The sequence below is a fragment of the Fundidesulfovibrio agrisoli genome (genome assembly GCF_022808715.1).
Classification (GTDB): Bacteria; Desulfobacterota; Desulfovibrionia; order Desulfovibrionales; family Desulfovibrionaceae; genus Fundidesulfovibrio; species Fundidesulfovibrio agrisoli.
This window is the reverse complement of the sequence record NZ_JAKZKX010000001.1, coordinates 1-11,520: the sequence shown is the minus strand read 5'-3', so window position 1 is coordinate 11,520 and position 11,520 is coordinate 1. Positions and strand designations below refer to the sequence as shown.

The 11,520-nt window shown below is 66.4% G+C and carries 8 protein-coding genes and 1 tRNA gene; 2 read left to right on the top strand and 7 right to left on the bottom strand.

Translation table 11 applies throughout. From position 1 onward, the window contains the following. Nucleotides 1-111: 111 nt before the first annotated feature. On the bottom strand, nt 112-735 hold the full coding sequence (locus MLE27_RS00050; protein ID WP_243309811.1) for a nitrous oxide reductase accessory protein NosL: 624 nt from the start codon (nt 733-735) through the stop codon (nt 112-114). A gap of 759 nt (nt 736-1,494) precedes the next feature. Between MLE27_RS00050 and MLE27_RS00045 the strand changes: the two genes are divergently transcribed. Further along, nucleotides 1,495-2,004, top strand: coding sequence for a periplasmic heavy metal sensor (locus MLE27_RS00045; RefSeq protein WP_243309810.1), 510 nt, complete (start codon nt 1,495-1,497; stop codon nt 2,002-2,004). A 68-nt stretch (nt 2,005-2,072) separates the two neighbouring features. On the opposite strand, the gene MLE27_RS00040 is transcribed toward MLE27_RS00045, so the two are convergent. The 6 genes from MLE27_RS00040 to MLE27_RS00010 all read right to left on the bottom strand — a co-directional run bounded on the left by MLE27_RS00040 (nt 2,073) and on the right by MLE27_RS00010 (nt 11,158). Further along, nucleotides 2,073-2,149 (bottom strand) — tRNA-Met (locus MLE27_RS00040). A gap of 75 nt (nt 2,150-2,224) precedes the next feature. Then, on the bottom strand, nt 2,225-2,734 hold the full coding sequence (locus MLE27_RS00035; RefSeq protein ID WP_279355603.1) for a YchJ family protein: 510 nt from the start codon (nt 2,732-2,734) through the stop codon (nt 2,225-2,227). A 5-nt stretch (nt 2,735-2,739) separates the two neighbouring features. After that, nucleotides 2,740-4,209 (bottom strand): fused MFS/spermidine synthase, encoded by a 1,470-nt coding sequence (locus MLE27_RS00025; protein WP_243309809.1) that lies wholly within the window; start codon nt 4,207-4,209, stop codon nt 2,740-2,742. A 46-nt stretch (nt 4,210-4,255) separates the two neighbouring features. Continuing rightward, a complete protein-coding gene (gene prmC, locus MLE27_RS00020; protein ID WP_243309808.1) occupies nt 4,256-5,140 on the bottom strand; it encodes a peptide chain release factor N(5)-glutamine methyltransferase in 885 nt (294 codons plus the stop codon). 48 nt (nt 5,141-5,188) lie between these two features. After that, a complete protein-coding gene (locus tag MLE27_RS00015; protein ID WP_243309807.1) occupies nt 5,189-9,328 on the bottom strand; it encodes a two-component regulator propeller domain-containing protein in 4,140 nt (1,379 codons plus the stop codon). 111 nt (nt 9,329-9,439) lie between these two features. Next, complete coding sequence (locus tag MLE27_RS00010; RefSeq protein WP_243309806.1) at nt 9,440-11,158, bottom strand: SulP family inorganic anion transporter; 1,719 nt, start codon at nt 11,156-11,158, stop codon at nt 9,440-9,442. Between MLE27_RS00010 and MLE27_RS00005 the strand changes: the two genes are divergently transcribed. Further along, a partial coding sequence (locus tag MLE27_RS00005; protein WP_243309805.1) for a hypothetical protein occupies nt 11,123-11,520 on the top strand: 398 nt, incomplete at its 3' end. The two genes, MLE27_RS00010 and MLE27_RS00005, sit on opposite strands and share 36 nt — an antisense overlap.

Genomic DNA, 11,520 nt, shown 5'->3' with positions numbered 1-11,520 from the left:
ATGGCGTCATGCGGGCCTGGTTCGGCTGCCGAGTTCGGCAGGCCGGGCGGGAGGCCCGCAAAAAGAAAGCCCGGGCGTCAACCCGGGCTCCTTTTCAGCGATATCGAACGGTCAGGAAGCCTGCTTGGCCTTCATCATCTTGCGGCGTTCGCGGATCATCTTGGTGTCCGCCGCCATATCCTCGAAAGCGGCCTTTATCACCGCGTCGAAATCGGCCAACTGGCCGCCGTGCTGCTTGATGTACGCGTCGGCCGCGGCCTTGTCCCCAAAGGCCCACTTGGCCCGCTTGCTCATCACGCCCGGCTGGTCGCCGCCGATGACCCAATAGGCCTTCTCGGCGTCGATGAGCTTCTTGGTGCCGTAGTCGCCCACCAAAATCCTGGTGGGAGCCTTATCCAGGCTCACGGCCATTTCCAGCACGGCGCAATGCAGGGAGCAGGCCCCGTAGGAAGTGCCGTCCTCATATTCGAGAAGCATGCGCGAATGGGCGAACTTGCCCCTGCTCATGCCGCACAGGGGGCAGGAGGGATGCGCTTTGACGTCGGGATCCATGGAGGCCATGTCGCCCTGTGGGGCTTTGTCCCCGTGGCCGTGTATGTCGCCCTGGGCTGGAGCGGGGGTCTGGTGGCCGTGCATGTCGCCCTGGGCGGGCATGTTCGTCTGAGCTGCGGCGGGCGAAACGGCGAAAAGGCAGCAGGCCAAAAGGGCCGCGAATGTGAAGTTGACGAAGCGCATTCAATAACCTCCTGAAGCAGTTGAACATACGTGAAGTTACCTGGATCGGTTCCCTTGGGAGCCCCGCCCCGCTGGAGAAGAGCGCGCTCACCCGTGAACCACATCACCCTGGCCGGGAATAAGGCTTCCAAGTATGTCGTTAGCAAACGCAGGATGCTGCCGCAAGGGGGTATGCTGTTTTTCTATTGTATTTTGTCATCAGCATTGGCTAACGCCGAGACCATGCCGACCCATCATACTGATTTTCTATGCAACGATGTTCTCCGTGGCACTCTCGGAGTGACTGCTGCGAGTAATTAAATATCATACCGGATCAGTCCAGCAAGGATCATCCAGGTGTGGAAACGCTCCATTGCCGCTTTGCCGGATGTGTGCCGGTCGGGGGGTGCAAATCTTTCCGTTTCTCATCCGGCTACCGTGCCCCTCAAAGAACAGCACACCCTTTGCCAACGGCATGACATCCGTGATACTGAGTGAATAAATCACCATCAGGAGACCATCATGAGGCTTCCGGGAAAGAGCATTGTAACGGCATGCTGCGTTCTGATTCTTCTGTGCCAGGGTGCGGCCGCGCTGGCCGCGCAGACGGCTCCCCCTCCGGCGGCGCCGTCCGGCAATGCACCAGCCAAGCCCGCGCCAGGCCCGAATCCCGGCATGGACGCCCTCATGAAGATGGGAGCGATGAATGCCGGGCAGGGAGCTCCCGCCAATCAGGCGCCTGGCCTCGGCGCAAATACCGGGCCCGGCCAAGGTGCGGGCATGGGCATGGGCATGGGTGGCATGGGCATGGGCATGGGCGGTATGGGCATGGGTATGGGCCCCATGATGGGCGGCATGGCAACGGTGCCTCAGGAGAAACTGCTCGCCGTGTACAGAATCCAGGACGAATACAGCGAGCGCCTCTTCACCCTGCGCCAGAACCTGCGCGCCAAGGAGGCGGAGCTTGAGGCCATCATGCTCCAGGCCCGGCCCGACACCGCCAACGCCAAAGCCGCAGCCAAGGAGATCGCCTCCATCCAGGAACAGATGCTCGATCTCGGCATCGACATGCACGCCCAGATCATCAAGGAGACGGGCATCCGCCTGCCCATGCAGTTGGGCGGCATGGGCATGATGGGCATGGGCATGGGTGGTGGAGGCATGGGCGGAATGGGCTGCATGAGCGGCATGGGAGGAATGGGAAGCATGGGAGGCATGTCCTCGCCCCCCGGAGCGCAAGGCGCGGCCGGCGCCGCCGGCATGGGCGCGATGGGTGGCATGGGCCAATAGCCCCCGATACGACAGGAATAAACGAGAAGGGCTCCCCGGCTTGTCGCCTGGGAGCCCTTTTCATTGCGTGGTTGCGGGGGTGGGATTTGAACCCACGATCTTCGGGTTATGAGCCCGATGAGCTACCGGTCTGCTCCACCCCGCGTCGCTGCAGAAGGAGAGGTCTACGCGCCTCCCCCGGGTGTGTCAACGAATAGTTGAAAAAAAGCTGAAATAAATCTCAGCCGCAGCACTTCTTGTACTTTTTGCCGCTGCCGCAGGGGCAGGGATCGTTGCGGCCGACCTTGGGGCCCTCGGAGACCACGGGTTCCTGGGCGGACTTCACCCGCCCGTCGATGTAGCGCCACTGCCCCGCGCGCTTGCGGAACTTGGCGCGCTCGCGCAGATGCTGCTCCTCGCCGTCCATCTCGAAGGTGGCGGTGAATTCCACTTCGCCCTCCTCGTCGTCGGGCCCGCCTTCCTTGCAGCCGATGATCTCCAGGCCTTTCCAGGTGGCCTTCTCGGACCACTCGCGGGTGCTCTGCTCGTCGAAGGAGGCCTGCCAGCGGGGGTCCAGCGAGGTTTTGAGGTAGTCGATGTGGCCCAGGGCGTAGGCCGTGTAGCGCGAGCGCATCAGGGCCAGGGCGGTGGGGGCGGCCAGGTCGCCGGAGACGATGGGCGCGCAGCATTCGCCGTAGGGCTGCCCGGAGCAGCAGGGACAGGGGTCGTCGAGGGCCAATTGCTTGGTCATGTTTTTCACCAACCGGTTATGAAGCGTTCTACTGGAGCGAAGTCGTCAGTCAGCACCAGGCCCCCGGCCAGGGAGGGCGGTTCGATGCGCCGGTCCAGCCGGGCCTGGCGCTCCTCGTCATCGCTGGTCCAGGGGCGTTCCTCCGCGTTCTTGAAGCACACGAAAAGGATGTTCTGCATAGCCGCAGGGTCGCCGGAGGTCCAGACCCGAATCACGTGCACCTGGGGAAAAACGGCCCGCAACGTGGCGTACAGCGAGGTGTACAGGCGCGACACCGGCCCCTCCAGGGCGCAGATGCTGTTCACCAGCAGCACGCCCCGGTCATTCAGGGAGTCGCTCAGGCGGCGCATGGCCTCCACGGTGGTCAGATGGAAGGGGATGGAGGCGTGGGAGTTGAAGACGTCCTCCACGATGACGTCGTAGCGGGCCGTGTTGGCGTTGAGGAACGTCCGGGCGTCCTCCTGGATCAGGCGCATCCTGGGGTCGTCGCGCAGGTGGAAGTGCTCGCGGGCCAGCCGGGTCACGCCGGGGTCCAGCTCCACCACGTCCACGCGCGCTTCGGGGTGGTGCTCAAGCACGTACCTGGGGAAGGCGTAGGCCCCGCCGCCCAGCACCAGCGCAGAGCGGAAGCCCGGCGCGAAATGCCCGGCCAGGGTGAGGTAGCGCGTGTAGTTGAGGGCCAAACCCTCCGGCTCATCAGTGTAGACGGCCCCCTGCACCCCCTCCGGCCCGGTGCTCATGGCCAGGGTGCTCTTGCCGGTGGTGAAGTCGCGCGAGGGGTAGATCAGCACCCGCTGGTAGGGGGTGTCCACGTCGAAGATGTTGTTGGCGGCGTAGGCCCCGGCGTCGATGGCCGCCAGCAGGTAGAGCCCCACGTAGCCCGCGGCAAGGCAGGCCTTGGCCTGCCAGCGCCCGGCGTGGCACAATAACGAGGCCAGCACCAGCACCGCCGCCAGCAGGAACTGGATGGCCGCGCTGCCGAACCAGGAGATCAGGAAGAACCCGCCCGCGAAGGTGCCCACGATGCTGCCCAGGGTGGAGAGCGCGTAGAGCCTGCCCACGGTGCGCCCGGCGTGGGCGCAATCGCTCAGGCGGATGCGCGCGGCGAAGGGGGCCACCATGCCCAGCAGCGCGGCCGGGGGCGCGAAGAGCAGCATGGCCGCCTGGAGCGAGCCCAGGTGCAGCCCGCTGCCTGAATATTGGATCATCTCCACGATGAAGGCGCGGGAGAAGCCGATGAGCGCGGTGAAGCCCGAGGCCGCCAGGATGACCAGGGCCAGCGTGGAGGTTTTGGGGCTCTTGTCCGCCAGCCTGCCGCCCCACCAGTAGCCCAGGGACATGGCCCCCAGCATCACGCCGATGATGCTGGTCCAGACCACGGTGGAGGTGCCCAGGAAGGGCGCGAGCACCCTGGAGGCGGCCAGCTCCATGACCATGACCACCGCGCCGCACAGGAACACCGCCACTTCAAGCATGATTCCTCCAGGCTTTTCCCGGGCCTCGCTCGGCGGGCCGCTCCGTTCAGCAGGGCCTGCGGCCGATGACCACGCGGTCCAGCCCGGCCAGGTCCTTGAGCACTCCCACGCCTTCGAAGCCGTACTCCGGGGACTCCAGCAGCTCCTTGACGCCCTGCCCCTGCTTCCAGCCGATCTCCAGGATGAGCACCCCGCCGGGGGCCAGCCGCTCGCGGGCCACGCGGGCCACCTCGGGGTAGGCCTCCAGGCCGTTGGCCCCGGGCGCTCCCGTATCTGGGACCAGCGCGCCGCGCGGCTCGAACGAGGCCACCTCCGGGGAGAGCTCCCCGTATTCGGCCTCGCTGACATAGGGCGGGTTGGAGACGATGAGGGTGTAGCCGCAGGGCTGGGCGGGCAGGTCCGCAAAATGGCCCAGCACGAATTCGAGCCGTTCTTCCACCTTGTGCCGGGCGGCGTTGGCGCGGGCCACGCCCAGGGCTCCGGGGCTCACGTCCAGAGCTACTCCATGCGAGGCAGGGAACTGGGCGGCGATGGTCACGGCCAGGCAGCCGGAGCCGCAGCCCAGATCCGCGAAGACGAGCTCCGTTTCACGCGGGAAGGCCCGCAGGGCCTCCTCCACGATGTGCTCGGTCTCGGGCCTGGGGATCAGCACGTTGGAATCCACCTCGAAGGCCATGCTGAAGAATTCGCGCTCCCCGGTGATGTAGGCCACGGGCTCGCCCTTGCCGCGCCGGGCCACCAGTGGGCGCAGGGCGTCCAGCTCGGCGGGCAGCAAGGGCCGATCCAGGTTCAGGAAGAGGCCCATGCGGTCAACCCCCAGGCCCTTGCCCAGGATGAGCTGGGCGGAGAGGCGGGGGGAGTCCACGTTCTTCTCGCGGAAATAGGTTTCCGTCTTGGCCAGGATGTCGCGGAGGGTGGGCTGTCTGCTCATGGATGGGCCGATTCATATCCAGGGCCCGGCAGGATTCCAAGGCTTTTTTCAGAGCTGGCCGGGGTGCGGGCGCACAAGCCGCCCGATGGTGGAAAAGAGCACGTCCGGCATCACGGGCTTGGTCAGGTAGTCGTCCATGCCCGCGGCCACGCACTTCTCCCGGTCGCCGGACATGGCGTGGGCCGTGAGGGCCAGCAGCAGCATGCGCCGCCCGTCCTGCCTGTCGCGGATGGCGCGCGCGAGCTGGTAGCCGTCCATGAGGGGCATCTGCACGTCCAGCAGGCCGATGTCGAAGGTCTTGGTCTCCAGCAGCTCCAAGGCTTCCCGGCCTCCGGCGGCGGCCGTGGGCTCCATGCCGGCCATGCGCACGAGCTCGGCGGTGAGCTCCCTGTTGAGGACGTTGTCGTCCACGACCAGCACCCGCAGGCCCTTGAGGCTGGCCAGCGCACCCTGGCGGGCGACTTCGGAGGCGCCGGCCCCGGCGTCGGGTGCGAAGCGGGCCGTGAAGGTGAACGTGCTGCCCCGCCCCTGCTCGCTCTGCACCGTGACCTCGCCGCCCATCATGGCCACCAGGCGGCTCACGATGGAGAGCCCCAGCCCGGTCCCGCCGAAACGGCGGGAGGTCGAGCCTTCGGCCTGCACGAAAGGCTGGAACACCTTCTCCAACTGCTCCGGGGTCATGCCGATGCCGCTGTCGCGCACGGTGCAGCGCAGCAGCACGGAACCGTCGGGCTCGCGCCCGCAATCGGCCGTCACGGCCACCCTGCCCCGCTCGGTGAACTTCACGGCGTTGCCCACCAGGTTGATGAGCACCTGCTCCAGGCGCAGGCTGTCGCCCAGCACCGACTCGGGGATGCCGGGCCCGATCTCCACGCTGAAGTCCACCCCCTTCTCCTGCGCCTTGTGCTCGAAGATGTCGCGCAGGCGCGTGAGCACGGCCCGCAGGGAGAACGGCGCGGGGCACAGCTCCATCTTGCCGGCCTCGATCTTGGAAATGTCCAGCAGGTCGTTGATGACGCCAAGCAGCACGTGGCTCGCGGAGGTGACCTTCTCCAGCAGGGTGCGCTGCTCTGGCTCCGGCTCGCGGTTGATGGCCAGCTCGGTGAGCCCCAGTATGGCGTTGAGGGGGGAGCGGATCTCGTGGCTGACGTTGGCCAGGAAGTCGCTCTTGGCCTGGTTGGCGGCCTCGGCCCGTTCACGAGCGGCGATGATCTCCTTCTCGAGGGTCTTCCGGTCGCTGATGTCCGAGATGAGCCACAGGGCGCAGGGCTCCTTGAAGAGGTCCACCACCGTCACGGAGCAGAGGGTGTAGATATTTCTACCGCCGCTGGTGATGGTCCCGAGCTCCATATTTAGGAGCAGGCGCTTCTCCCTGAGCTTCTCCACCACCTCCCTGCGCTGCTCCGGCCCCTCCCAGAGGCCTACCTCCAGGCCGGTGCGGCCCAGCAGCTGCTCCACGGGCTGGCCCATCAGGTTGCAGAAGGCCTTGTTCACCTGGATGAGGCGGCCGTCCGCCATGGAGCTGATGACCACGGCCACCGGGCTGTACTGGAAGATGGCCTGGAAGCTCTGCTGGCTCTCGCGCAGTTCGGCTTCGGCCTTCACGCGCTCGTCGATCTCGTGGCGCAGTGAGGCAGTCTGGCGGGCGACCGTCTGCTCAAGCTCGAGCCTCCGGGCCTTGAGGCTGCCAAGGCGCCAGGCGTATCCGGAATAGGCCGCGCCAAGCGCCATGAGTCCAAGCAGCGCCTTGAACCACACCGTGCGCCAGTACGGCGGCACGACCACCGCGGAGAGAAGCTCACTCTCGCCGCCCCAGAGGCCCTCGTTGTTGGCCGCCTTGACCAGGAACCGGTAGGTGCCGGGATCCAGGTTGGTGTAGGTCGCGCTGTGAACCTGCCCGCTATCCACCCAGGAGGCGTCGAAGCCCTCCAGCATGTAGGCGTAGCGGTTGCGCCCCGTGTTGGCGAAATCCAGGCCGGAGAAGTCGATGCTCAGGCTGTGGTCGGCGGGTTCGAGCCGCACCTCGGCGGTGTTCGGGTACCCCTGGAGGGGACGCAGCCTGTTGTTCACCCGCAATTCGCAGATGGCCACCGGCGGCGCGTGGCCGTTGGCCTCCACCAGGCCGGGAAAGAAGGAGTTCAGGCCGGAGAAGCCCCCGAAGAACAGCTCCCCGTCGGCGGCCTGGTAGTAGGCGTTCATGGTGAATTCCAGGCCCACCAGGCCGTCGCGGCGGGAATAGTTGCGCACCTCGCCCGTGTCGGGGTCCAGCCGGGATATGCCCTTGAAGGTGCTCATCCAGACCTTGCCCGCCCGGTCCAGGGCCAGGCCCTGGATGCCGTCATCCGCCAGCCCCTGCCCCACGCCGTAGCGCGTGAACAGGCCCGTATCCGGGTTGTAGCGGTTGAGCCCGCTGTCCGTGCCGACCCAAAGCGCGCCGGAGAACTCCTCCACGATGGGGGTCACCCGGTCGTTGGAAAGGCTGCCCGGGTTGCCGGGCTCGTTGCTCCAGTGGGTGAATTTGCCCGTGCCGCGATCCAGGCGGTTGAGCCCGGCGTTGGTGCCTATGAGCAGCGAACCGTCCCGCGCCTGGACGATGCGGCGCACGCGGTCGTGGCTGATGCTGCACGGGTCGGAGGCGTCGTGCATGTAGCGCGTCACCTTCCCGGTGGCGGGGTTGAGCCGGTTGAGCCCCGCCTTGCTGGTGCCCACCCAGATGTAGCCGTCGCTGTCCTCCAGCAGGCACCAGATCTTGTCCTGGCTCAGGCTGCCCGGGTCGGCGGGATCGTGGCGGTAGGCGCTGAACCGGCCCGTTTTCTTGTCCAGCACGTTCAGGCCGGTATCCACCGTACCCACCCAGATGCGGCCCTTGGAATCCTCCATGAGGCAGTTGATGGAGTCTTCGGTGAGCGTGTCGGCGGGGTTTTTGGGGTCGTGCCGGTAGGCCTTGAGCACCTTGCGGCGGCCCGCCCCGTTTTCCCCGCCCATGCAGGCCAGCCCGTCGTAGCGGGTGCCCACCCAGACCAGCCCGTCCCGGTCGCGCAGCACGGCGCTGACCTCGCGCCCGGGCAGGCTGGAGACGTCGCCCGGGATGCTCTTGTAGGAGGAAAAATACCGCGACCCGGGCACGAGCTTGTTCAGGCCGCCCGAATACGTGCCCACCCAGAGAATGCCGGAGGCGTCCTCCAGCAGGGACATGGCATCGTTCTGGCTGAGCGAGTCGGGATCGAGGGGATTGTTCGCGAACATCTCGAAGCCCTCAGCCCTGTCCGTGACGCGGTAGCGGGCGAGGCCCTGGTCGCAGGAGACCCAGAGGGCCCCCCGCCGGTCGCGCAGCACCCGGTAGACGCAGGCGCCCGGGATGAAGGAGTCAGCCTTGCCCGTGGCCAGGTCGACACGGATGAGCCCATCGGTCTCGGTGCCCACCCAGAGCGTGTTCTCGCCGTCGGCGAAGAGCGTGTTGACGCCCGTGCCGGGCAGTATCGACGCCAGGGCCGGGTTTTCGAGAGGATGGAGGGTGTGGGCTTCCAGGTCGTAGCGGGATACCCGCTTGCGCGAGGCCACCCAGATGGCCCCGGAGGGGGTCTGGGCGATGCTCATGACATCCCTGGCGCCCTTGGGCTGGTCCTCGCCGGCGCGGGCCAGGCAGCGGTTCAGGGCCGGGGACCATTCGGCCAGCCCCTGGGCGGTGCCCAGAAGAAGAATGCCGTTTGGCGCCTCGTGGATGGCGTGGATCTCGTTGGAGGGAACGGAGCCCTGGTCGGCGGTGTTGTTCAGGTGGCTGGTGAAGCTCTGGGTCGCGCCGTCGTAACGGGAGAGCCCGCCGCTGCGCGTGCCGGCCCAGAGGGTTCCGTCACGGGAGACCGCCAGGGAGCGGATGTTGTTGTCGGCCAGACCGCTGCGGCCGTCGGGACCGGCGGAGAAGTTCCTGAACCCGTACCCGTCGAAACGGGAGAGCCCGGCGTAGGTGCCCACCCAGAGGAAGCCCTGGGCGTCCTGGGCGAGGCATACGGCGGAGGACTGGGCCAGCCCGTCCTCCACGCCGAAATGCTGGAAGCGGGGCACGTAGCTTTCCTGCGCGGCCAGGGGGGCCGGCTGAAGCCACAGGCCCAGGAGCGCCGCAACCGCCAGGAGCAGCCCCTCCAGAGCAGGGCCTGTGTGTCCCCTCTTCCAGCCTACGGACAAACGCATTCGGGCTGCGCCCCCTGTTGACGGACTCATGCCTGGACGCAACCCCCAGACAGAGAAGACATAAACCGTTCGTGTGGAGATGTAAATGCGATCGGATCGCATTCAAAGGGGCTATGTCACATAATGGCCCGCGGCGTTCCTTTGCGCCGATCCACCCGCGGCGGCCAGGGCATCGCTCAGGCTGGCAAATATGTTTTCGCTTCCAATGGCATCGTCCGTACCGAAACGGTGCAGCGTGCGGATGAAGTGGGGGCGCATGCCAACGAACAGGACGCGGATGCCCCTGCGGCGGCACTTCTTCAGGAAGTTCTCCAGGGCGTTCACGCCCGTGGAGTCGATGGTCGGCGTGTGGGTCACGTCGAGCACGAAGGCCTTGGGCGAGCCGCTGACCACGTCGAGGATGTCCTGGAACCTGTCCGCGATGCCGAAGAAGAAGGGGCCGTCGATCTCGTAGACCTGCACGCCCTCGGGAATCACACGCCACTTGCCGCCGGGCAGGGGGCAGAGGTCCCCACCGAGGTCCACGTCGGTGCCGCCGCCGGCCAGGTCGGCCACGGCCAGGGAGGTGTCCTCGCCGTCCTGGAGCCTGCAGGCGCAGATGTCGGTCATCTCGCTCATGCGGCGCATGAACAGCAGGGAGGCCAGCAGCACGCCCACGTACACGGCCACGGTGAGGTCCACGAACACGGTGAGGGCGAAGGTGGAGAGGAGCACCGCCACGTCGGAGCGCGGGGCGCGCAGCAGGCGGCCGAACTTGCGGTATTCGCTCATGTCGAAGGCCACCACCAGGAGCACCGCCGCCAGGCTGGAGAGCGGGATGGCCGAGGCCAGGGGCGCGGCGAAGAGCACGAAAGCCACCAGCACCATGGCGTGGATGCAGCCCGCCACGGGCGACACCGCGCCGGACTTGATGCTGGTCACGGTGCGGGCGACGGCCCCGGTGGCCGGGATGCCGCCGAAGAAGACCGAGGCGATGTTGGCCGTGCCCTGGCCCAGCAGCTCCATGGAGGAGTCGTGCCGGTCGCCGGTCATGCCGTCGGCGACCACGCAGCACAGCAGGGATTCGATGCCCGCCAGCAGGGCGATGGTCAGGGCGTCGGGCAGCAGGGCCTTGAGCGAGCTCCAGTCCAGCGCGACCGGGGTGAAGGCGGGCAGGGTTTCGGGGATGCCGCCGAAGCGCGTGCCGATGGTCTCCACGGGCAGATCCATGGCCGATACCAGCACAGCCCCCAAAGTGACGCCGAACACCGGGCCGGGGATCTTGGGGAAGAAGCGCCGCGCCGCTAGGATGGCCAGCAGGGAGCCGAAGCCGATGATGGCGGTGGGCGCGTCGGTCAGATGCATGGACTCGAAGAGCACCGCGATCTTCGGCCCGAACTCCGCCGGGACCTTCTTGAGGCCCAGGCCAAGGAAATCGCTGATCTGGCTGGAGAAGATCAGCACGGCGATGCCGCTGGTGAACCCGGTAATCACCGGATAGGGGATGAACTTGATGAGCTTGCCGAGCTTGGCCGCGCCCATGATCAGCAGGATCACGCCGGCCATCAGGGTCGTGAGCACCAGGCCCTCGTAGCCGTGGCGGTCCACGATGCCTGCGATGATGACCACGAAGGCGCCGGTGGGGCCGCCCACCGCGAAACGGGAGCCGCCCAGCAGGGAGATGAGGAAGCCCGCAACGATGGCGGTGAAGAGCCCGCGTTCCGGGGTGACGTGGGAGGCGATGGCGAAGGCCATGGCCAGAGGGAGGGCCACCACGCCCACGGTGACGCCCGCACCCAGATCCTTCAGGGCGTCATGAGCGTTGTAACCGCAGCGCAGCGCCTCAATCAATTTGGGGATCGGAAAACGCCGCTCCGACCCCCCGAATGTCTCAGCCGCTTCAGACATACCCCCTCCAGCATAATTAAAAAATTATCCAACTATTTCAAGCAATTAAACAACAAGAAAAGTGCTTCTTCTTCAAAAACGGTCCGAAGCTACGCCTTTTTGTCTACATTTCAAGGGGTAAAATCCGGGGGGGGCCGAATTTTTCTGCACATGCTGCAGAACTTTTTCAGTATGGGATGCAAAACGTTTTTCGCACCATTCCCTCGCCAAAGGGGTTTGCAATTTGTTTTTGAGTCTTCCTGGTGGGGCGGCGGGGGGCGGCGCAAGCCGATATATCGGAAGAATATCGTCATGCGCCGCCCCCG